The sequence below is a fragment of the Peribacillus sp. YIM B13482 genome (genome assembly GCF_042787975.1).
GTDB lineage: Bacteria > Bacillota > Bacilli > Bacillales > DSM-1321 > Peribacillus > Peribacillus simplex_A.
Map to the genome: position 1 here is coordinate 58,028 of NZ_JBHZPF010000014.1, position 21,775 is coordinate 79,802.

Here is a 21,775-nt window from a genome sequence, read left to right on the forward strand (position 1 = left end):
GTCTCTTTCATTCTGCCCCTCCTTTAGCTTTATTGTAATGAAAAATGGATACGTTATCTTGCTCTTTTCTTTTTCATTCAACTCCCTTATTTTAACAGACCAATAGTCTTCTCCACTAACTTTCCACTAATTGAGTAATTACGTTATCTTGCTTTTATATTATCAAAATGTTTGTATATCAACGCTTTCTTGTATACTAAAAGAAGAGGTGAATGTGTTGAATCCGAAAAAAGCAGATTTCCCGAATGAATATTGGAAAGCCATTATTGATTGTGATGCAGCATATGATGATCATTTTTTATATGGGGTAAAAACGACAGGCATTTTTTGCAGGCCTTCCTGTCAATCCAGGGTGCCTAATAAGGAAAACGTGAAGATTTTCAAAAATGCCATGATGGCTTTGGAAGAAGATTTCCGCCCTTGTAAACGATGTAAACCGGAAGGACTGAATTTGCCGACAGAAGAATGGGTTGACAAAATAGCCGAATGGATCGACACACATTACAGAGAACCCCTCACATTGAACAGATTGGCGGATATTTCCCACGGCAGCCCCTATCATTTACAACGGTCATTCAAGCGTGTGAAGGGGATATCGCCCACTGAATACATTCAACGGCTTCGCCTTGAAAAAGCAATGAGGCTCCTTGAAAACTCCGAACAGCCAATAACTGAGATAGGCTTGGCTGTCGGGTTCTCAAGCACACCCTATTTCCTGACGCTATTCAAAAGGAAAATGGGGAATACCCCTTCAGGATATCGGAAAGCTTATCTCAAGACTCAAGCGAAGGAGCGTGAACAAGATGAAGAATGTTAAAGAACAAACCATTGAATGGGCCATACTGCATTATGATAAGTGGCAATTATATATTGCCAAGACGGAAAAAGGACTTTGCTATGTAGGCTCTCCTGGTCAATCGTATGAAGAACTGAAGGCTTGGCTACAAAAACGCTTTCCAATGGCGAGCCTTGTTGAAAATGAAGAAGAGTTAACACCCTATCTACAAGAACTCCTAGAATATTTCGAAGGAACCAGGCAGACTTTCTCTCTTCCAGCAGATGTAAAAGGTACGCCCTTTCAACAAGAAATTTGGGCAGCGCTGAATCAAATACCCTATGGCAAAACCTGTTCCTATTCCGACATTGCCCAAGTCATCAAAAGACCTTCCGCTGTTCGGGCGGTCGGAACGGCCATTGGTGCCAATCCTGTTCTGATCACGGTGCCATGTCATCGGGTAATCGGGAAAAACGGGGCCATTACCGGTTACCGAGGGGGTACGGAGATGAAACAATATCTACTTGAATTGGAAGCACAAAAAAAGCTGTGATGAATGAATAAGGCGTGAGTTCAATCGGACCGCCAAAAAAAGCATCCAATCATGCGGATGCTTTTTTTGCGCCTTTGTTTCTTAGTACCAGATGGTCACCGCTTTTTTATATGCATCACTATTAGGAATCGCATGTATCCCTTGGCCCTGTGCTTTGCGCGGGTCCAAATCATATACCATTGGTGTATAGCAAGAGGTCTGCCCGATATTCACAACACCATTGCCCCCGGAACTGGCGCATGTATAGGCCTTACCATCAGTACTTCGGACGATCCTGGCATCCGCTTCATGGTTGTATACGGCGGGGCGTGTTACGGTCACTTTTGCCCAGGCGGTTTTACAGACAGTGCTGAATTTCAATTCTACGTACGAATTGGAATCGATCCATTTTTTATCCTTCGTTACCGCCGAACTTGCACAACTATCATAGTTAGGGCTTTTACCATCATAAGTATGTGTTTCGGCCAGGGCCTGATTTTTTCCAAATCCAAAATCGACAAGAAACATCGACAAGGTCATCACCATGGATAAACCTATCATTTTAAGCTTTTTATTCAATTCATTCATCCTTCCTTTGCGTAAAAATAGATGAAGGCTTTCCTTTTTCATTAATACCAGCCAGTTTCGCCTGCCGTATATGGCCAGTATGCAACTGCTTGAGCTTTTCGAGGATCTAAATCATATACCATAGGTGTATAGCATGTCGTTTGACCTTTATTTATTTCACCATTTCCTCCAGGAGATGCACAGCTAAATTGTTTATTATCAGTATTTCGGACAACCAATGCCGTTGCCTCCCCATCTGCTTTAGCCGGTCTGCTTAAAGTGATCTTTGCCCAAGCCGTTTTGCAAGTTGTGCTGAATTTCAACTCCAAATTGGCAGAAGCACCGTTGGCATAAATTTTCACTGACTTCTTCGTGACTGCGCCATTTGCACAACTATTATAGTAAGGACTTTTTCCATCATAGGTGTGTGTTTCTGCTGATGCTTTGCTAGCAAAAAAATCAAGGGAGCCAAAAAGGACTAAAAAAGCTACAAAAAATGAAATACATAAAACCATTTTTTTCATTATTTCACTCATCCCCTTAACAAAATTTATACACTTGTTTATCTTACGATTTTGTAATATTCTTACAAGTGATAAATTCCCTAGTTCATGAAAATTTACAGAAAACCTCCTTTAACTTGAACCCTGCCATCATTTATACGTCTGATATGTCTCGCTTTATCAACTGAATCACCACAGGACAAAGTCATTATGCCTATGAACAATTCACGACAATTCCGGGAACAACTAAGGACATATGAATGTCGCGTTTGAGACAAAACGGGCTAATAGGCTATAGTTGAACGGGGAAAAGACACAGGTCGATGGACTTAATGTTTTTTAAAATAGAGAAAAGCCCCAACAAAACTCGAATCATTTTGTCGGGGCTTTATTTTCATTTAGCAAGGCCAGAACCTGGAGCCTTCGATAAGTTTTCTCTGATCAATCTAATGATGCTTTCATAATAGGAAAGATCATGCGGCACGAGCTCATCTCGTCCAACAAATCGATCGATCATCATCCTACGGCCTTCTTGATTCATTTCGAATCCCTTAATATTCACTTTGTCCTTCGCTTCGGTCCAAAGCTCTTCGAAGTCATTCAGTACTACCTTCACCATCCCGGAAACCTCTTCTGGCTGCAGGGTGAAATCATCGAAGCAATGTGCACTTTCATATAGAAAGACGTTTGCCAGTTCCTTGTCGATAAAATCTTCTTTCGTTTGATGGTATTCAATAATCCCTAATGGAACCAACTCGTCAAAGGAAACGTCAATGCCTATTTCTTCTTTAATCTCCCTGACTCCGTCGTATACCGATTCATGAGCCAGTAAATGACCGGCAGCCGTTATATCCAATAGATTCGGATAATCTTTTTTCATCGCACAACGACGCTGAAGATATAGGTAATCCACTCCTGCTTCCGAACTTGCAAACCAGCAATGGAAAACCTCATGCCAATGCCCCAATCTATGTACTTCCTCACGCGGAGCCACGCCGATTTGAATGTGATCGGAATCGAATACTTTCAACAACTCGGTTTCCATGGAGCTTCACTCCTAGCCTTTTTATAAAAAACTGCTTCACCCTTTTTCTTTTTTCCAATTTTTAGGGTTTAAATAACCTTTATATTTAGCAGCCACCTCTTTCCCAACCAAGAGCGCGCCAGCCCAAAACATGACTTCCGCAAAGACGATTGCACCTGTTATGACTCCCGCTTTAACGCCAGTCGAAAAAGGCGTAAAAGGAGCTATTACAGGAATGATCCAAGTGAGAAGGGAAATGATCAGGAATCCCATCCCTACTTTGTAAAACTTCGATTTCTTTATTTCCTTACTTTCTTTATCCAATTAAATAACCTCCGTCATGATGATTTTCATTTAATTCCTCCGCCAAACATTCCACTTTCAAATATACCATTGAATATATTCTTTTTTTTATACGTTTGAATGTTCATTTCGTTTCATAATATTGAGATATAAAGAAATTTCAATCGAGGAAAGCTAGGGAGGGCATTGTATCTATTAATGGATTGACTTTACCATTCTTAATGGATTTAATAATCTTATACATACTATTCTTATAACACTTGCATGCAGGAAAGGAAAAATCCAATGTATATTGAATTCATTGCCACAACCATAGAAGATGCCCTATTAATCGAGAAATCGGGCGCAGACCGAATCGAGCTTGTCAGTGCTTTAGCCGAGGGGGGATTAACTCCCAGCCACGCCCTGATAGAAGCTGTCGTCAATTCGGTAAAGATACCAGTCAACGTTATGGTCAGGCCTCATAGCCAATCGTTTTGTTATACTCAAAATGATTTGGAAATCATGAAAAAAGATATCCAAATCATTCGATCACTGGGAGCGAACGGGGTCGTATTGGGTACATTAAATGAAAAAAATGAAATCAATCGACCATACCTCGAAGAACTATTGACGGTATGTGAAGGTTTGGAGATTACATTCCACCGAGCCATCGATGACACAAACGACCCAGTCCTTTCAGCTGAAATACTAGGACAATATCCAGGAATCACAACGATATTGACTTCCGGTGGACATGGGGATTTGCCCAGCCGCATGCAAACCATTCAACAAATGAAAAGAGTCTGCGGCGACATAGCGATATTGGTGGGAAGCGGCTTAAATAAGGATAATATCCTATCGATCCATTCCGAATTGCATACCGGTCACTATCATTTCGGTACGGCTGTTCGAAAAAATAACAGTATCATTGAAGGAGTCCAATTAGAAAAAGCTAAAGAAATCGTGAACATGCTAAAGAAATAATATCGGAAAGGGACCATTTCTTTGGTCCCTTTTATGATGCAGATCTCTTTTTTTGTAAAAAGACCGAGTCCCAAAACCAAAAAATCAGTGCCGCAGAAAGGCTTATTGCATAGTAATTCTTTGTAGTTAAAACATCCATACTGAAGTCAAAATTAAGCACCGAACTATAAATGAATACAGCCAGCAAAGAGAAAAAAATATAAAGGCAAAAATAAAGTAAACTGAATTTTTTAGGATGTTTATTGAAAAGGACCTGTACCGGAACAGCAAATAATAAATAAGGTATAACCACATAAAAAGAAAACACGATAATACCAAGTACCCCCCAGGAACCCCCGCTAAAAATAACCAACACCGTGGAAAGCAATAGACAGGAGGAGACTAGACTAAAAAAATAATAAGGAATCACATCGCTTAGCTCCGATACCTTTTGACTCATTTTCCAAAGTTCCATTTTAACCAACACCTCGCTATAAGCAGGCGGACAACGCAGCCTACAATAATATAATGGGAATTTTTACATAATCATTATACTATATAAAATGGAGGTGTTTTTATTTTGGAGCTATATATCGAATTATTCATTTTTCTGGCCATCATCTTTTTAATAGTGATTTCCAATCGATTCTTACCCTGGTGGGTAAAAGCCGCCATTGCCGTTTATTACTCTGTCATTTCCTATCTCTTCATTACCACTAAAAATAAAATTGATAAACAGTATGAGAATATCACTCCTGTACCTGACGCTTACTGGGATAAAAATTCAGCCTGGGTCGACACTATGACTGGTTATTATTTATGGTCCTTTTTAATAATTCTCCTGTTTATCTATTTTAAATGGTTCACAAGTGTGAAAAGTAAGGAAGCGAAGGGATGGGTGATCGTTAGTTTCATTCCATCATTGGCCCTTTTTTTACTTTTCATTTTCATATTCAGTTTTTCATACGGGTACAGACCATAGGGGTTGGATATTGCCTATTATTCAGCTCCAAAATAAGAAGGTTGCCGGAGCAACCTTCCATCTAATCTGGGGATTCAATTTTTGTTAGCTTCAGCAAAGTGCCCCATCGCATCACACATAAATTTTGCTAAACCATCACCATATTGGTCGATATTTTTGGTGAAGCGTTGATCATCCACGTACATTTGACCTAATCCTTTGAAAGCTTCCGGCGAGTATGTTCCGAAGTTAGTGTTCAAACAGTCATACCATTCTTTAATTGCTTCTTGTGCCTCCTCCGACTCGGGCGAGGCAGTACGGATTGACGTCAGTTTTATATAAATATCCGATACAATTTTCTGTGCATCTTTGGACATACCCGCCACTTTAGCCTTCGACTCATCGACAGCTTTATCCCCCCAACGCTCTCGGGCTTCTTCTTCATATGGATTCTGACTGAAGTCAAAACCTTCAAATTTTTCTTTATCCGTCATTTGAATTTCCCCTTTCATATGCTTAATCGATTTATCGACCGTGTTAATTAATTTATCGAGTTGACTGCGTTTCTCCAGTAACATTTTTTGATGCTGCCTTAACGCTTCTTGTTTATCAAACGAAGAACTGCTTATCATTTGTTTAATTTCCTTTAAAGGCATGTCGAGTTCCCTGAAAAACAGGATTTGCTGCAACATCTCAAGATTTTCATTCGAATAAAGGCGATAACCGGAATCGGTTGTCTCCTCTGGCGATAATAACCCGATCTCATCATAATAATGCAGTGTCCGCACACTAATGCCAACTAAACCGGCTAGTTCTTTCACTTTCATTGCCACTGCTTCATACCTCCTTTCGATATCATTTACTGTAAGGTATTACGCAACGTGAGAGTCAAATAGAAAAATGAAAATTTTCCGCCTAACTTGAAAAGACGATCCTTCCTAATGAAGAATCGCATGATAGTCAGAGTTCACACATTAAAATTCCCTTTTTACTCGTGAGTTGGACGCTTTCACTCGTGAGTTTGGGCTTTACTCATGAATTTGACGCTTTCACTCGTGAGTTTGGACCATTTACTCGTGAATTTTGGCCTTTTACTCGTGAGTTTCCGCATTTTACTCATGAATTTGACGCTTTTACTCGTGAATTTCGGCTTTACTCGTGAATTTGACGCTTTTACTCGGGAGTTTGGGCTTTACTCATGAATTTGACGCTTTTACTCGGGAGTTTGGACCATTTACTCGTGAATTTTGGCCTTTTACTCGTGAGTTTGAGCCATTTACTCGTGAGTTTTGGTCTTTTACTCGTGAGTTTTGGCCTTTTACTCGTGAGTTTGAGCCATTTACTCGTGAGTTTTGGTCTTTTACTCGTGAGTTTTGGCCATTTACTCGTGAGTTTCGGCATTTTACTCGTGAATTGGGCTTTACTCATGAATTTGGGCCTTTTACTCGTGAATGAAGCATTTGCTCTGCATGAAAGTTAGCTCCGATCTTAGCTACACTTTTTTTCTCCAATGATCGGGAATGCTTAAAGAAGGCGGTAATTTTGTATGCATATCGCCTTTGGCCGAGTTAACTTGTGCTTGTGTGATAAAGAAACTTCCAGTGAGATCGGCACCGCTTAAATCAGCGTCCCTAAAGTCGGCACCGATAAGATCAGTCACTCTCATGTCAGCTTCTCTGAGGTCAGATGCAATAAACAAAGCTCCTCTTAAGTTCGCTCCCCTAAGATCAGCACCTCTCAACTTTGCACCGATAAGGTCGCTCCCCCTGCCTATTTTGTACTGTTTTTTTTGATTTTTCTTAAATGAAACCTTTGCACGTACCAGTTCACTTGTGCGCAGAAGTAAATCATTAACGGTCGCTCTATGGGCTGGTACATTTAGTGCCAATAGAGACTTTGGATTTTGCTTAGTAAGATATTCCGTGTCTTCAAAAGCAGCCTGCAAATCTCGATGAAGTGGTTTCGCATCTTCTAAATTCAGTGCTTCATTTAAGTAGCAAAGCATTTCATGAAGTTGTTGCATAATAGGAAATACATCAAACATTTCCTTTGCTGACGCTTGGTTGTCTCTCCAATCGTTTCCATCATAAGTGATTTGGGATACCTTTTGACCGGCACCAAAGCATTCATATACCGTGCAGCCCCTAAATCCTTTTGCTCTGAGATTTTCATGGATGCCGCAACGATAATCTGATTGCAGGTTTGAACATGGTGTACCTCCATCTTTATCAAATGCAAAATCAGCAGATTTTGCATAAGGCAAAGCTACACAGCACAAACCAAAACAATACTCACAGTCTGCACGCAAATTATTAAGAATTCTATCGTCATTCTTTAATTGATTGAACAATACTTACACCTTCCTTTAAAAACTGGCTCTGCCTTTCTAAAATCGTTTCATACTAGTAGATTTTTTTCTTCTATAAGATAGACTTTAGTTTTTCCCATTCTTCAAGTGAAAGTTTTTCGGTCATATGCTTATATGCATCAGGGACTTTTACCGAACACATAAATTCCAGACTATTGCCATCAGGGTCAGTAAAATAGACGGAAGCGTTTCCTTGGTTCGGACGCACAAAAGGTTCAATGGTTGTCCTCTTACCAAAAGGGACGACTTCAATTTTTAGAGATTGAAGCCAAGTTAACGAATTTTTCATATTTTCATAAGATACCCGAAAGGCGATATGCCTAAGTGAAGGGTGGTATGGAGTTTGATATTCTTTCCCTTCCCATAGGCCGACCCAGCTTTTGTTTTCCTCTATCCAAAAGAAGGCAGTATCTTCATCCCTCCAAGCTAGTTTCAAGCCTATTTTCTTATAAAAATCGATTGAGATGGCCAGGTTCTTAACGGGTAAATGGGCTTCATATAAACCTTCTATCATATTACATTCTCCTTTCTCCTTTTAAGTAATGAACCCTTTTGCCGGGAAAATATCTCGCGATTATTTCTTCATTGCTGCTTCAACTCTTAAATCCTTTGCAATCGTCAAGCGGTAAATCCTCGCATGCCCTTCGGTACTTCACGATAAATCCCCGCCTTTTCACAATTTTTCTTGGGAATGCGGTCTATTAATAGAGGAATGTGGATTTATAGGTTCTTACTAAAATGGTAGAATGTTACCTTTTGACCGGTATCCAGATTATTTTCCGTATTAACCGAAATCCGTTCAAAACCGTTTTTCACTAAAACCTTTTGAGAAAACATATTGCTGCTTGTCGTTTTGGCATGTATTTGAGTCACATTCAATTCCGGCGCAAGATTAACCAAAAGCTTTAAAGCTTCGTTCGCTATCCCTTTTTGCGTAAACGCTTCACCAATTCTATATCCGACATGTGCCGTACCATTAATGGGGTCGATATCCACAAGATTAATCCTACCAACGATTATGCCTGAACTATCCTTAATCAGATAAAAAGAGGAGATAGCATCTTCTTGTTCTTTTAATAATTCCTTATGCCTGATTTCAAACGTTCCAAAGCTATAATAATCATCTCCCCGGCTTTGGACCGTATGCTCGAAAAACCTTCTATTATTACATTCAAATGCAAATAACTCTTGTGCATCCTGTTCATTAAGCCTATCAATGTATATATCCTTCATTCCTTCATCCCTTTCCAAAAACGCTAATCATATGAGACCTGATATCTTCCATACCTATCATTCAAGAAAACCAAGGGCTTATCCTTCCTGATAAATGGATAAAGAATTTTTTTTCATTCAACAGTTTTTAGCAGGAAGCATGTGCCTTTAGTAAAGAATCTATTTTTGATCGTTTAATGCTGTCATTTGGATAACACTGTCACATACTGACAAATCGTGATACCCTCAATACCATATCATTCCAACTACTATGAACCCATCATACCAACTAATTTCTATAAAACTCCACAAATAGTTGAGAATAAATCTTTTTACATACGTTGTATAAGGTGTAAAAGCTTTTACAAAAAAACGAGGGGAATCATGATCATGAAGTCTACTGAAGGAAATTTTATCGAGCGGCTGCAACGCCAAGAAGAGGATGCATTGGAATTTGTAGTGGATACCTATTTGCCACTAATCAAGGGGGTCGCATATAAGGTTCTCTCACCACTCAAGAACGACGGTGTTCTGGAGGAATGCATCAATGATATTTTTCTCTCAATCTGGAACAATTCGAAAAAGTTCCATGGGGATAAAACAGATTTCAGAAAATGGATTTGTGCGATTGCTAAGTTTAAAGCGATTGATTACTACAGAAAAGCCATGAAGAAAATGGAGCTTACGTCAGGTTACACAGAAGTAGATTCAGAAAAATCTGTAGAAGATGAACTGATTATATTGGAAGACAGAAAAGAACTGCTTCAGTTAATCAATCTCTTAGAACCTGTTGATCGGGATATTTTTATCATGAAGTACTTTCTAGGTTTGAAAAATGAGGATATATCGATAAAACTCGGGTTGACCAAAGCATCAATAGACAATCGTATTTATAGAGGAAAAAAGAAGCTAAGTCAAAAAGCTACGAATCTTAAGTTAGGAGGCAGCGTCGTATGAAGGATATTTATGAATTATTAAATGATATGGACATAGACGAAACTGAATTTAAGGAAATGGAAGTCACCGAACTAGAGAAAGCCAAAATCAAAAGATCACTCAAAAAATCAATAAGCAAGAAGAAAAAAATGAAGCGTTGGCAGAAGAATGTGCTGGCTGCTTCCATTATATTCGGATTATCCACCGCAACGATAGGATTCTCGTTTACCGCTTCTGCTAAAAGCCTTCCTTTAATAGGAGATATTTTCAGCTTTTTAGGTAATGGAAAAACGGGTCTCTATGATGATATCAAGAATACTGGAAAGGGTCTTTACGGTGATTATAAGGCCTACTCCAACGAAATTGGCCTTACCGAAGAAAGCAATGGCCTTACTTTCACGATAAATGACGCCATTTATGACGGAAAAACGGTAACCATCACTTATACTATTGAAAGCGAAGAAGATTTGGGGGATGGATCATTCTATATTCCCGGCCCGAATATAAAAGAAATGAAAGCCCAAGCAGGATCGGACGGAGTTACAAAAGTAGCTGATAAAAAATATGTAGGCTTATTAACGGCTAGTAATTTAGAAGATCTTAAAGAAGATAAGGTAAATATAGACTGGGATATAAACAGCATTAGTATTACTGACAAGCATAAAGAGATAAAAGGAAATTGGAACTTTGCCTTCTCTTTAGAGGCAACCGAAAGCAACGAGAAGGTCATCAATAAAAGTGTAGATCAATATGGAGTAAAGGTTTCGGTTGAAAAAATCGCGATATCACCGATGTCATTTGTCGTTCACTACAATCAAGAAGTTTCCGACTTGGTTAAAAGCAAGTGGGATGACGTCTATGTTGAATTGACCATTAAAGATGACTTAGGAAATGTTTACTCTGGTCAAGGTAACGGAGGAATGGGTTTGGGTTCTTATAATATGAGCTGGAGTAAAACCTTCCAAAAAATTGATCAGAATGCTACGAAACTGATTGCAACTCCTCATTTGTCGTTACGGAATTTCACCTCAGAGAATCATGGGGAAGTAACCATAACGGAAGATGGTAAAGAAAAGGTGTCATCCTTCCCATCAAAACCAAAAAATGCTCCCAAAGAGTTGGTATTGGACGATATCATGATTGATTTGAAGAAATAACTGTTCTATTCACGAGAGGTATACAGAAATCCTGATCCGAGAGCGGAAAGGGTTCATGTATGCCTCCTTTTTATTGTTCCTTCTAATCCAGTTCGTGAATATGGATATATACATGAATCCCTTCAAAAGTCAAAAATAAATTATTTTCTTCTGGTAAAAAATCGACGGATGATGTATCATTGTCTTCAGATATTCATTATTCTTATTTGATTAATCGGAATTAGGGGGGGGGATAGATATGATTGGTTATGTGTTTTTAAATCTTGCCATAATGCTCGTTCTTTTAGGCGTTTTATTTTACATGAATAAGAAGCATGTTTCCTTTACTAAAAGGGTCTTTACTGGACTTGGTTTAGGGATCGTATTCGGACTTCTTTTGCAGTATTTCTATGAACCTCAGTCAGAGGCGATCATTAAATCGGTCGATTGGTTTAACATTGTAGGTTCCGGCTATGTCAAGTTCCTGCAAATGATCGTCATGCCGCTTGTCTTCATTTCGATCTTATCAGCATTTACAAGATTGAAACTGACCAGCAATATCGGAAAGATCAGTGTCCTGATCATCGGAATCCTGCTTGGAACGACTGCGATTGCAGCAGCCGTAGGTATCACCTCTGCAACTGTATTCAATTTAGAAGCCGTTCAAATTGAGCAGGGGGAAGCAGAGTTAAGCCGCGGTGATCAAATATCGGAAACATACGGTACGATTCAGGATAAAACGATGCCGCAGCAAATCCTTGAATTGATTCCGTCTAATCCGTTCCTTGATTTAACGGGAGCACGTCCGACTTCAACCATTTCCGTTGTAATTTTTGCTGCATTTCTTGGAATTGCCTATTTAGGAGTCAAAAGGAAGCAGCCTGATCAAGCTGAATTTTTTGCTAAAATAGTAGATACATTGCACAGCATCATCATGCGCGTAGTCACATTGATCCTGCGTTTAACACCATACGGAATCTTGGCGATCATGACGAAGACGGTAGCTACGAGTGATCTGGATGCCATCCTGAAGTTGGGGAAATTCGTGGGGGCCTCTTATGTCGCCCTGATTGTCATGTTCCTCATTCATTTGTTATTGCTGACGCTTGCAGGATTGAATCCAATGGTATACTTGAGAAAAGCTTTCCCGGTATTATCGTTTGCCTTCACTTCGCGAACAAGTGCAGGAGCACTTCCATTGAACATCCAAACACAGAAACAACTAGGGGTTTCCGAAGGAATTGCCAACTTTGCCGGATCCTTCGGCTTATCGATCGGTCAAAATGGCTGTGCCGGCATCTATCCGGCCATGTTAGCGGTCATGATCGCTCCAACGGTGGGAATCGACCCACTAACGCCTTCCTTTATAGCCATGTTGATTGCCATCGTGGCCATTAGCTCTTTCGGGGTTGCAGGTGTAGGCGGAGGAGCAACCTTCGCTGCCATTCTAGTATTATCTGCAATGAACTTGCCAATCGCCTTGGCTGGACTTTTGATTTCCGTCGAGCCATTGATCGATATGGGAAGAACGGCTGTGAATGTCAGCGGAAGCATGACTTCCGGTATTCTGACTAGTAAAATAACAGGCGACCTAGATAAGGAACAGTTCAGCGAAGAATCATCTTTGAAAATAGAAGCTGAAATGTAAAAGAAAAAAGCATCGGACTACCTGTCATAGGAAGTCTGGTGCTTTTTTTTGTATAGGCTAATGAACCTGTATAAAAATCACTTCAACTGCTTTTGGTTTTCCTGATCGTATATCCACAATAAATAAGTATACCCAGCATCGTTATCAAACTGCTCAGTATCAAATTAACGTTCCCTTGGTAATGGGTCTGTTTCAATAAAACTTCAGGTGCAAAAAGGAGTATCGGAATGATGATGGAAACCCAGGATTTGCTCCATAAGGATATGAGGATGAATATTGAAATGGCCAGTATTACAGCAACAGCATTACCTGTGTTATCAAGTTTTATAAAAGTTGTACTATAAATGCCACTAAAAATAATTAAACCTGCAAATAACGCAATCGAGATTATGCCTAGTCCATATAGGAGTACACCCTGCTTTACCTTGGATAATTTATGACTAGCCATATACCTAAAACACATCATATAAATGAATATCGAAAGTATGCCAGCAAAAGGATAACCAATGATTTCCCACAATGAAAATTCAATACCACCATTTATAGCTTTTGCAATAATCCAATAGGAAAATGCCCCGATTAAGATCATCACTATATACTTCAGCCATCCCATAAAATCAACAGACATTTCATCAGAAAGTTGCTCCATATATTCTTTTGGACTTCTGCCTACGATATGTTCCACGCTTTTTTTATTCCTTTCAGCTTCAAGAAGATGGACCTCTAACTCTTCGATGATATCCTCGATTTCAGCCGTTTTCTTTCCACTTGAAAAAAGGTATAATCTGAGGTTTTCTAAAAAGTTTTGACTTTCCTTGGATAACGGTTTGTTAACATCAAGCACCTTTACATTCCCCCTTTGTTTTTCACTATTTTATTTACATTTGAACTTAGCTTATTCCAGCGGTCAATGAAGACTTCCAGTTCGCTTTCGCCTTTTTCAGATAAAGAGTAATACTTCCGACTAGGACCTGCTGTAGACTTCTTTAAAGTCGTAATTACTAATTTTTCCTTCTGCATGCGTATTAATAATGGATAAATGGTACCTTCACTTAAAGAATCAAACCCATATCCCCCAAGCTTTTCGGCTAATTCATACCCGTAAACCTCCCCTTCTTTAATGATCGCTAACAGACAACCTTCCAATATCCCTTTAAGCATTTGAGTTGATGTCATGGATATTAAATCACCTCCCCCTTTATCTTGTATAACAAGGTATTAGTTTAAAAAATATTACTTAAAAAAGGAAGATATACTTTATTTTACATTTAACTACCTTGTATTGCAAGTGTTTAATCCCTTATTATTCCTTTAGTGGGATTTCTTCTTTTTTCGGATTTTTAATGTCCATTTTAATTAATAAGTAAATGCAAGGTATTTTCTTGTTTTTTATATCTTCCCTTTATTTCTCCAACACCATCAATTGTAAGCGAATCAATATTTTCAATGGGTTTATTCTCTAAAATCAGATGTAATCTATTTATGTTTTGAATTCCATTTCCAAAATAGGCAATAACGGGTTGTTGAATATGATAAGCTTCATTGTTGATTCTTACTTCTAAAAAGCTCTTATGTAAAAGTCTATCTTCTAAGGGGATGATATTCATCGGATCATAGGTTTTGGCAGTTATTTCCCCTTCAATATATAGATGAATTCCTGCTTGTTCATAAAATTCTTCAAATTCATTTTTTCTCTTTTCTAAAGCAAAATTAACTGCTTTCTCTGTTTCAGAACTTATTTTCACATCAGCTATCGGATATTTTATATAGTCACCGGAATGCTTTTTAACTAGGTCATATAATGTTTCTTCTATACCAAAAAAACTTTCCATCCAACCTGGTGAAAGCTCCTCCAGTAATAAACACATAAACAAACCGGAACTATAACAACTCCTTCTTATACTAGAAGTAGATTTATATTTGTTTAGTAACTGTTGTCCATACTTTTTTAAAACTGAATGGTAATCATGTGGGCTTTTTTCCGAATAAGCCTTTAATTCCACATACCACGCGGGTCCCTCAACGGTTTCAATTAATTTTTCATATGTTAGATACTCTTTAATCTTGGCTGTTCTTTTTTCTCTTAAGGCTATGAAATTATTAAGATATTGTTTCTTCTTAATAATGTTGTTTTCCAACAACGCACGATAAAGATTTGTTCTTTCCTGATTTCGTAATTCCACATTATCTTTTGACAACGGATATGTGATTCCCATCATTTCATCAGGAAACCGTTTTTCACCTTTTATATATTGATAGCCGTGAAATAATTCGTGAATAAGTATTGAATACAAACCTTCATATTCCTCATACGATTCCATATTAACAATTGCAGTGGGATATTCTTCAAACAGAATGATTGTGTCTCCAGTAAACTGCACATCCCAACTTAAAATATGATATGTAGATTGTTGATCGTTACTAAATTTAGGATGATTGAATAGATAAACATTTTTCTTATCATATAATGCATAAGCAACAAGTTCAAAACCCGGCCAATAATTTTCCAATTTCGCTTTAAACAAGTCTTCAGCAATTCGATTAAGATAATGAGTCATTCTGTTCTCCCCTAATTTAAATGTCCACTCTTTCAATTCTCTTTATACACTTTAACATAAATATCCAAATCCCACCTTCATCTTTCGAGTTATCTTGTCTACTTGATCAACCTTCATTATTAACATAGCCAATTTTCAATACTCTTGTTGTTTCTTAATTGAACTTCACATAAAATGCCACTGTAAAATATCAGCCCATGGGAGCGAATATCTTACAGTGGCATTTTCCTTCTTTTATGGCCTGTAATCACTTTTTCATTTGCCTCGCTGCGTAATGATTGCCCTGAAAAGCCGATAGCGCTTGGAACATATACTGGACAGCTGCATATACCCCACATGCAAGAAGTATCCCTGCGAGTACATCCAATACAGCATGCTGTTTCGTGAATAGCGTGGAGAGGATAATCAGTGTTCCCAATGTAGTGACACTGATGTACTCCCATTTATGCTGCTCTTTCCGCTTATGGACGACGATCATCATGATGAATGTAGTCAGTACATGAATGCTGGGAAGACAGTTAACAGGTTGATCATGACTATAAACAACTCGCATTAAATGGGCAAAGATATCGTTCCCCACCACTTCTGGACGCGGGACTGTCGATTGCCAAAGGCAATATACAAGAAAACAGATAAGTTTCCCTGATACCAAACTGCCTAATGCCACAAAATAGTGCTTCCGGTCAACGAAACAGTAGTAAATCAGCAATCCATAAATATACGGGTACCAAAGTAAATAAGGAACGACAAATTCTTTAATAAAGGGAATCTCCCCATCTATTATAGTCGTAACATCGACAGCGTGACCTGTGGATTGATTGATTACCGAGTAGATGGAACTAGTAATCACTAAAAGTAATAAATAACATAATGGGTGAAAGGATAAGATAGAATTGTTTTTCATACTCGCTCCAGCTTTCAATATATTGGTTATTTTCCAAAGATTATTATACAACATTTTTCACTAGATTAACTGTTTAATTGCTAAAGTTAAGATTCCCATGAACTAGTAAAATGGATATCTCTTACTTTTCATCAGACCCAAAATACATAAAGAAAGCCATGGTATGTTACCACGGCCTGGAACTTAAAATGTATATGCGAGAAGGTAAAGGTGATAACACTGCTTTCTCTAGATTTTGTTATGGCGTCTTTTCCATACATACGTTAAGGTAATGAAAATGTAGATGCAAAGTGTCATGATCGTTACGATTATGGATGTCGTGAAAATGATTCCGATCAGGATCGTTATTAAAGCGATGATCGCAGCCCATGTCGTATACGGGAACCATTTAACCGAATAGGCACTTGTTTTTCCGGACTGTTGTTTACGTGATTTCAAATGGGCGAATGCAATGATCAACCAGATGAATAATACGGTATATCCCAGCGATCCCATTAGGAAATCGAAGGTCTTGCTTCCAGCAAATAAGGAAATCAGTACACCGCCGTATAAAGCGGACGTACACATTAATATTGCGAAAACAGGAACTTTTTTCTTGGATAACCTTGAAAAGATTTTCGGAATGCGACCGTCCACGGCTTGTGTATACAGAACGCGGGATGAACCATACAATCCAGAGTTCATCGATGAAATGATCGCCAGCAGAACAACGGCGTTCATAATATGGTCGGCACCTGGAATCCCAATCATTTGAAATACCATCACAAACGGACTTTCCGGCACACCGTTTACTTCATTCCAAGGAATTAAGCTAACGATGATGAAAAATGGAATGATATAGAAGGAAATGATCCTTACCAATGTACTGCGAACGGCTTTTGGAACCACTTTTTCAGGATCTTTCGTTTCAGCCAATGTGACCCCGATAATTTCCGTTCCGCCATATGAATAGATTACCACCAGCATCGCGGTGATTAAACCTTTTGATCCATTTGGAAAGAAACCGCCATGCTCAGTCAAGTTAGAGAAACCGACGGCTGTATGATCACCAAAAGTCACGAGCAATAACAATAATCCAGCCATGATGAACACAATGATGACGGTAATTTTAATTAAAGCAAGCCAGTACTCCGTTTCAGCAAAAACCTTTACCGACAGCAAGTTAACCGCAGTAACTAAAACCGAAACAGCTAATGCCAGTATCCAGATTGGATATCCAGGCAGCCAATATTGAAGGAAAATCGCCGCAACCACTGATTCGGCCGCGATATTCAATACCCACATTTTCCAATAGATCCAATCCAGGAAATAGGCAGGATACTTTCCTAAAATCGATTGGACCAAATCCCTGAATGTTCGTGCACCGCTATTGCGGACCGCCATTTCAGCTAAACCTTGCATGATGAATAATAGGATGATGCCCCCTATCAAGTACGCAATGATTACGGAAGGGCCTGCCATATCAATGGCTGAACTGCTTCCTTTAAATAAACCTGCCCCGATTGCACCGCCTAATGCCATCATCGTAATATGCCTTGAAGTCATTGTCCTCTGTAAATTCCGTTTATCCGTCTCCATATCCTTACCTCCCCAAAATCAAAAAAGCATATCGTCTCTTCCTTCATAATCAAATGAAGAAAGAGACGATATGCCTTAAGCTTACCGCGGTACCACTCTTATTGGCTCTTTTCTAGAACCCTGCTTTAAAAACCTTGTAACGAAGGTCAATCGTTAAAACAAAAGAATGGAATAATTCCTATCTTTCGCTTTACCACTCCCAGGCAAGTTCAAAGTATCATTGGACTGCGTTGCACCAACCCGCAGCTCTCTTTACCGAATAATGTGCTTTTACTACTCCTGATCATTGCGTTTCAAAAATTAAATTATATCTGAATATTTTTAATAATATCCCATACTATACGGACTCGAAGTAAATTTGTCAATAATTTTCTTAGGATAATATATTCAAAGGAACAAATCATATGAAATCATGATGGGCCAGCTATATGAAATCAGTAAAATACTATTTAGAATAAAGGATGATTGGTTATCACTGACACCTTTATAGATTTTGTTTGCCCAAAGGATAGTATAAAAGAAGCCTACCAACCTTCTGGGGAAAACGGGATATTATTGATTTGCTCATTTGATCACTCTTTTACATATTTGCTAATTTAGTATTCTGCCTTGTAGCTTTTAGGCGTTAGACGTAACACGTTAGCAGATTTAAAGATCATCAATTCCCCTAGAAACTTGATCATTTCCACCTAAATAATAGGTAATATATCTGCAGTTGGATTGTCTTCTAACGTAGTGTTATCCCAATGTTACTCACTTCTCATTTCTTTTTATTAACCTTCTAAAGTTACTAGCAAATCATCGATTAATCCTATATCAAATCTTAACACCTATATGAAACTCATCGCATAATCCAATATAAACTTTCAAATTTAATAATTTTATGAATTTTACAAAAAATATAACTAGTTAAAAAGACCTATGTTATTATGAAATAGAAGCAAAAATTCTAAAGGAGATGATAGAATGAGCAAATGGTTTATAAGTATCTTAGTAGTATTTATGATTATGGGTACATCATCAGTTTTTGCAGAAGAACAACAAAAATTTGTTTCGTCTGACTTGGTATCAAATGATACAGTAGAAGGTGAAAATTCAGGTGATGACTATACTTTCTCAGTTGATTTATCGGAAATTAAATTAGCCGAAGGTGAAGTAGCTTCTATTCCTTTAGTTCTAGTTCCCACCAATTTAGATAACAACCTTCTCCAACCAACATTAGCCTTTCCTGGCCCCGGAGGTATTCTAAATTTATGGGCCGAAGGAAGTAAAGTTAGATACAAAATAACTATGTCTATACCAGCTACTGGTTTTACTGGTACTATGCTTATTACAAATCTTACTTCAGGATTATCCTCTGGGAGAACTTCAGTTTCAGGTTTTAGTGGGTCTGTTTCATATAAAGCGTTATATAATAATAGATATAGTGCACAATTAACCGGATCAGCAACTTTCCTCGGTAAAGTTGTTTCTTATACGGTTCCAAATTACATTACTTGGGTTTCTAAATAAGGGGTATTTTTCAAAAAATAAGTAGACAATATATTATATTGTCTACTACTGTAGGCAAAAGAGATTTTAATTTTATAACAAAGTTGATGGAACGGGTGTGCTAGACTCCTGCGGGAAAAGCGTGTCTAGGGGAGACCCTGCAGGCGCAATCCGAGGGCGGACTGCCCGCGGAAAGCGAGTGCCCTACGTTCTAATCAACGTTCAAATTATACAAGCCATAATAAAACTGTAGACAATATATAATTATATTGTCTACTTCCATATAATAGAGTTAAAAGTGAAAGAGGGTTATTTAAGATGATTGGTCATGAACCTAAAGAGTTATTAAGAACTCTTCTAAATGATTATAAAATGCCTGCAGCATCATTAAGTAAAATTACCGGAATATCTGAACAAGTCATTTTAGATTTTGCGAACGGTCGAAATATTCAATCTTCTATAACTCAAACAGAAATGATGGACCTAATAGATTTGGTGGGCCTTTTAGTCATAGGTGTACCTTCAACCGATGCAGATGAAAGGGTCTCCGCTATAACTCAAGTACTGAACAATGAATTTGGTATAACAGTAGAGACGATCTCCTTATTCTCTAATCTTGAATGTGAAGATATCGAAAAATTCATGAAAGAAAATGACTCCCTGTCCATTGAAAAAAGATACAACCTTGCAGTAACCGTCCTTTTTTTGCATTATATCTTTAAAAGATGATTATTTTATTTACGAAACACCCGGGTCTGACCTTAATTTATGCAACGGAGCATTTCCAGCTAACAGAACGTTTAAGCAACCATTCTTAAAACCCCATGCTGGATACATAAGGATGACAACTGCAAGAGCGAACGATCACTTTTCTAAACACTTTCATCTTGGTCAGAAGAACCACTACTGTCTTTGAGGATGAGTGGTTCTTTTTCCGTTTCGCAGTGGCAACCAGTCTCATCCTGTCTGGGTTCGCCGACATCATAAATAATTCCGGCTGGAATAACCGAACACTACCTTCCTGTTTACCTTATCGAATGAATCTATTCATAAAAGCCCAGGCTTTCCTAAACGTTTAAAACTCCATCCCTAACCATGATGCCGCCACCATCAGGACCCCAACGACAATCACTATAACCGGTCCTACAACAATTAATCCAAATAACAATGAGACTACCGCGTCCAGAAAGATTCGAAATGGTCCTGCTTTTTCCTTTTTATTCTGTTGCTGCGTTAATAAGTCTTCAAGATGACCGACTTTTTGCTTCAATTCCTGCAATTCTTGAATCACTTTTGTGTCTTGATCCATGAAATACCACCCTCTCCAATTACCAATAAGTGTTAATCCCATCATTTACATCCATCTTTTTAAAGTGAGATTGACTATTCTCCGGCAAACGTCCTTTCTTAATTAATGACGGAATTGATAAATTCGTATGGAGGTTTTTTGAAGAAAAGCAGGCGAAGGCTCACTAGGGCAACAAGGATTCAGAGGGTAAAAAGAAAAACAGCCCTATGGCTGATTTCCCAATTTCATTAGATATGGCGGCATCACTAAAATCCACAGAATGTTTGTAAGCCGCTAAATTTAGTAAATACGAGTTTTTAACCTGTACACTTAAAAGGAATAAAGGATTATTCCTTTTCATCTTTATACCAGAAATTCTCACTAACAGAGAAAGAAGTTTTGATATTTCGAACGGTATGCCACCAATTTTTAGGTGTGTACATTAATTCTCCAGAAAACTGGTCCACAATGTAGGGCTTGGTATATTTGAAAGTTGAATCCTCCTTTAAATCCAAATCGAATAAATCATGCTTCAAATCTTTCACATACTCAGTATCATCAGGACTGAAGAAAATCCACTTTTTTTGGCCAAATACTACTGCATTCCAATTATGTGATTTCTCAAAATCCTGGTGTATTGGGGTTCCTGTTCCAACCGAACCAAGGAAAATCCATTTTAATTTCTTGTTGTTTTTTGTCTTGATTGTATTATGGTTGAATAGAGATGGACTTTCAAAATAACTCTCTAAATCCTCATTGCCCATTATGGAAAAAGGCCAGTCACAATACAATTTTTCGGGGTTATCGTTTAAAATACCAATGAATTTACCAAGTTTTGATTTGTAAAATTTTTTTTCTTGATCGTATCCTGATTTCCTAATGATTATTTCCCTTTCTCCATAATTAGACTGTAGATAGTCTGTATCCCAATCCCTAGAAGGCCATGAATCTACTAATCCAGTTATTATCAATGGCTTTTTACCCGCATAATTTTCTTCAAAGTCCATTAGTGATAATTCTTTATAGTGAATCTTTTCTATCAATTC

Annotated in this window: 26 protein-coding genes and 1 other annotated feature; of the genes, 10 read left to right on the plus strand and 16 right to left on the minus strand. The window is 38.2% G+C overall.

What is annotated here, in order from left to right; all coding sequences use genetic code 11:
- The first annotated feature begins 217 nt into the window (after positions 1-217).
- Positions 218-817 (plus strand): bifunctional transcriptional activator/DNA repair enzyme AdaA, encoded by a 600-nt coding sequence (locus ACFX4L_RS09625; RefSeq protein ID WP_377404874.1) that lies wholly within the window; start codon positions 218-220, stop codon positions 815-817.
- Positions 804-1,328 (plus strand): methylated-DNA--[protein]-cysteine S-methyltransferase, encoded by a 525-nt coding sequence (locus ACFX4L_RS09630; protein ID WP_284469913.1) that lies wholly within the window; start codon positions 804-806, stop codon positions 1,326-1,328. Before ACFX4L_RS09625 ends, ACFX4L_RS09630 begins: the two co-directional genes overlap by 14 nt.
- 81 nt (positions 1,329-1,409) lie before the next feature.
- Here ACFX4L_RS09630 and ACFX4L_RS09635 read toward each other — a convergent pair whose 3' ends face one another.
- From ACFX4L_RS09635 to ACFX4L_RS09650, 4 genes are all read right to left on the minus strand, one after another.
- Positions 1,410-1,853 carry a DUF2690 domain-containing protein gene (locus tag ACFX4L_RS09635; RefSeq protein WP_284472016.1) on the minus strand — a complete coding sequence of 148 codons (444 nt, stop codon included), beginning with the start codon at positions 1,851-1,853 and terminating at the stop codon, positions 1,410-1,412.
- A gap of 83 nt (positions 1,854-1,936) precedes the next feature.
- On the minus strand, positions 1,937-2,398 hold the full coding sequence (locus ACFX4L_RS09640) for a DUF2690 domain-containing protein (protein ID WP_377404877.1): 462 nt from the start codon (positions 2,396-2,398) through the stop codon (positions 1,937-1,939).
- Positions 2,399-2,771: 373 nt separating this feature from the next.
- Positions 2,772-3,422, minus strand: a complete 651-nt coding sequence (locus ACFX4L_RS09645; protein WP_125160304.1) for an NUDIX hydrolase — start codon at positions 3,420-3,422, stop codon at positions 2,772-2,774.
- A gap of 36 nt (positions 3,423-3,458) precedes the next feature.
- Positions 3,459-3,725 (minus strand): transporter suffix domain-containing protein, encoded by a 267-nt coding sequence (locus tag ACFX4L_RS09650; RefSeq protein ID WP_250211696.1) that lies wholly within the window; start codon positions 3,723-3,725, stop codon positions 3,459-3,461.
- 264 nt (positions 3,726-3,989) lie between these two features.
- Here ACFX4L_RS09650 and ACFX4L_RS09655 point away from each other — a divergent pair, with 264 nt between their 5' ends.
- On the plus strand, positions 3,990-4,670 hold the full coding sequence (locus ACFX4L_RS09655; RefSeq protein WP_377382219.1) for a copper homeostasis protein CutC: 681 nt from the start codon (positions 3,990-3,992) through the stop codon (positions 4,668-4,670).
- Between the two features lie 31 nt (positions 4,671-4,701).
- Here ACFX4L_RS09655 and ACFX4L_RS09660 read toward each other — a convergent pair whose 3' ends face one another.
- Positions 4,702-5,124 carry a UPF0715 family protein gene (locus tag ACFX4L_RS09660; protein WP_377404880.1) on the minus strand — a complete coding sequence of 141 codons (423 nt, stop codon included), beginning with the start codon at positions 5,122-5,124 and terminating at the stop codon, positions 4,702-4,704.
- A 105-nt stretch (positions 5,125-5,229) separates the two neighbouring features.
- On the opposite strand from ACFX4L_RS09660, the gene ACFX4L_RS09665 reads away from it, so the two are divergent.
- A complete protein-coding gene (locus tag ACFX4L_RS09665; RefSeq protein ID WP_125160307.1) occupies positions 5,230-5,631 on the plus strand; it encodes a hypothetical protein in 402 nt (133 codons plus the stop codon).
- Between the two features lie 74 nt (positions 5,632-5,705).
- On the opposite strand, the gene ACFX4L_RS09670 is transcribed toward ACFX4L_RS09665, so the two are convergent.
- A complete protein-coding gene (locus ACFX4L_RS09670) occupies positions 5,706-6,443 on the minus strand; it encodes a MerR family transcriptional regulator (RefSeq protein ID WP_377404883.1) in 738 nt (245 codons plus the stop codon).
- A gap of 352 nt (positions 6,444-6,795) precedes the next feature.
- Here ACFX4L_RS09670 and ACFX4L_RS09675 point away from each other — a divergent pair, with 352 nt between their 5' ends.
- On the plus strand, positions 6,796-7,065 hold the full coding sequence (locus ACFX4L_RS09675; protein ID WP_377404886.1) for a hypothetical protein: 270 nt from the start codon (positions 6,796-6,798) through the stop codon (positions 7,063-7,065).
- Positions 7,066-7,102: 37 nt separating this feature from the next.
- Here ACFX4L_RS09675 and ACFX4L_RS09680 read toward each other — a convergent pair whose 3' ends face one another.
- The 3 genes from ACFX4L_RS09680 to ACFX4L_RS09690 form a co-directional block, all read right to left on the minus strand.
- Positions 7,103-7,960 carry a pentapeptide repeat-containing protein gene (locus ACFX4L_RS09680; protein WP_377404889.1) on the minus strand — a complete coding sequence of 286 codons (858 nt, stop codon included), beginning with the start codon at positions 7,958-7,960 and terminating at the stop codon, positions 7,103-7,105.
- Positions 7,961-8,030: 70 nt separating this feature from the next.
- Entirely contained in the window at positions 8,031-8,492 is a 462-nt protein-coding gene (locus tag ACFX4L_RS09685; RefSeq protein ID WP_125160313.1) for a VOC family protein, read from the minus strand.
- Positions 8,493-8,698: 206 nt separating this feature from the next.
- Entirely contained in the window at positions 8,699-9,211 is a 513-nt protein-coding gene (locus ACFX4L_RS09690; RefSeq protein ID WP_377404892.1) for a GNAT family N-acetyltransferase, read from the minus strand.
- Between the two features lie 369 nt (positions 9,212-9,580).
- Between ACFX4L_RS09690 and ACFX4L_RS09695 the strand changes: the two genes are divergently transcribed.
- The 3 genes from ACFX4L_RS09695 (at position 9,581) to ACFX4L_RS09705 (ending at position 12,910) form a co-directional block, all read left to right on the plus strand.
- Positions 9,581-10,147, plus strand: a complete 567-nt coding sequence (locus ACFX4L_RS09695) for a sigma-70 family RNA polymerase sigma factor (protein WP_317778618.1) — start codon at positions 9,581-9,583, stop codon at positions 10,145-10,147.
- Positions 10,144-11,283: a DUF4179 domain-containing protein gene (locus ACFX4L_RS09700; protein ID WP_377382203.1), complete on the plus strand. Its 1,140-nt coding sequence runs from the start codon at positions 10,144-10,146 to the stop codon at positions 11,281-11,283. Before ACFX4L_RS09695 ends, ACFX4L_RS09700 begins: the two co-directional genes overlap by 4 nt.
- Before the next feature lie 238 nt (positions 11,284-11,521).
- Positions 11,522-12,910 (plus strand): L-cystine transporter, encoded by a 1,389-nt coding sequence (locus ACFX4L_RS09705; protein ID WP_377382200.1) that lies wholly within the window; start codon positions 11,522-11,524, stop codon positions 12,908-12,910.
- A gap of 82 nt (positions 12,911-12,992) precedes the next feature.
- On the opposite strand, the gene ACFX4L_RS09710 is transcribed toward ACFX4L_RS09705, so the two are convergent.
- From ACFX4L_RS09710 to ACFX4L_RS09730, 5 genes are all read right to left on the minus strand, one after another.
- Positions 12,993-13,754, minus strand: coding sequence for an HAAS domain-containing protein (locus ACFX4L_RS09710; RefSeq protein ID WP_377382198.1), 762 nt, complete (start codon positions 13,752-13,754; stop codon positions 12,993-12,995).
- Positions 13,755-13,756: 2 nt separating this feature from the next.
- Positions 13,757-14,086, minus strand: a complete 330-nt coding sequence (locus tag ACFX4L_RS09715; RefSeq protein ID WP_061464555.1) for a PadR family transcriptional regulator — start codon at positions 14,084-14,086, stop codon at positions 13,757-13,759.
- A gap of 176 nt (positions 14,087-14,262) precedes the next feature.
- The gene (locus ACFX4L_RS09720; RefSeq protein ID WP_377404895.1) at positions 14,263-15,468 is read right to left on the minus strand and encodes a hypothetical protein; all 1,206 of its coding nucleotides are present in this window, start codon (positions 15,466-15,468) and stop codon (positions 14,263-14,265) included.
- A gap of 247 nt (positions 15,469-15,715) precedes the next feature.
- Positions 15,716-16,372, minus strand: coding sequence for a phosphatase PAP2 family protein (locus ACFX4L_RS09725; RefSeq protein WP_377382194.1), 657 nt, complete (start codon positions 16,370-16,372; stop codon positions 15,716-15,718).
- A gap of 228 nt (positions 16,373-16,600) precedes the next feature.
- Positions 16,601-17,950 (minus strand): amino acid permease, encoded by a 1,350-nt coding sequence (locus ACFX4L_RS09730; protein ID WP_089363817.1) that lies wholly within the window; start codon positions 17,948-17,950, stop codon positions 16,601-16,603.
- 58 nt (positions 17,951-18,008) lie between these two features.
- Positions 18,009-18,246, minus strand: a binding site (T-box leader).
- A gap of 670 nt (positions 18,247-18,916) precedes the next feature.
- On the opposite strand from ACFX4L_RS09730, the gene ACFX4L_RS09735 reads away from it, so the two are divergent.
- A complete protein-coding gene (locus tag ACFX4L_RS09735) occupies positions 18,917-19,462 on the plus strand; it encodes a hypothetical protein (RefSeq protein ID WP_377404898.1) in 546 nt (181 codons plus the stop codon).
- A gap of 297 nt (positions 19,463-19,759) precedes the next feature.
- Complete coding sequence (locus tag ACFX4L_RS09740; RefSeq protein WP_377404901.1) at positions 19,760-20,170, plus strand: HTH domain-containing protein; 411 nt, start codon at positions 19,760-19,762, stop codon at positions 20,168-20,170.
- Between the two features lie 346 nt (positions 20,171-20,516).
- Here the strand turns inward: ACFX4L_RS09740 and ACFX4L_RS09745 are convergent, their stop codons facing one another.
- Together ACFX4L_RS09745 and ACFX4L_RS09750 are read right to left on the minus strand one after the other, a co-directional pair.
- Positions 20,517-20,750, minus strand: a complete 234-nt coding sequence (locus ACFX4L_RS09745; RefSeq protein WP_289337159.1) for a hypothetical protein — start codon at positions 20,748-20,750, stop codon at positions 20,517-20,519.
- A 326-nt stretch (positions 20,751-21,076) separates the two neighbouring features.
- A complete protein-coding gene (locus ACFX4L_RS09750) occupies positions 21,077-21,772 on the minus strand; it encodes a cupin-like domain-containing protein (protein WP_284469896.1) in 696 nt (231 codons plus the stop codon).
- Positions 21,773-21,775 lie beyond the last annotated feature (3 nt).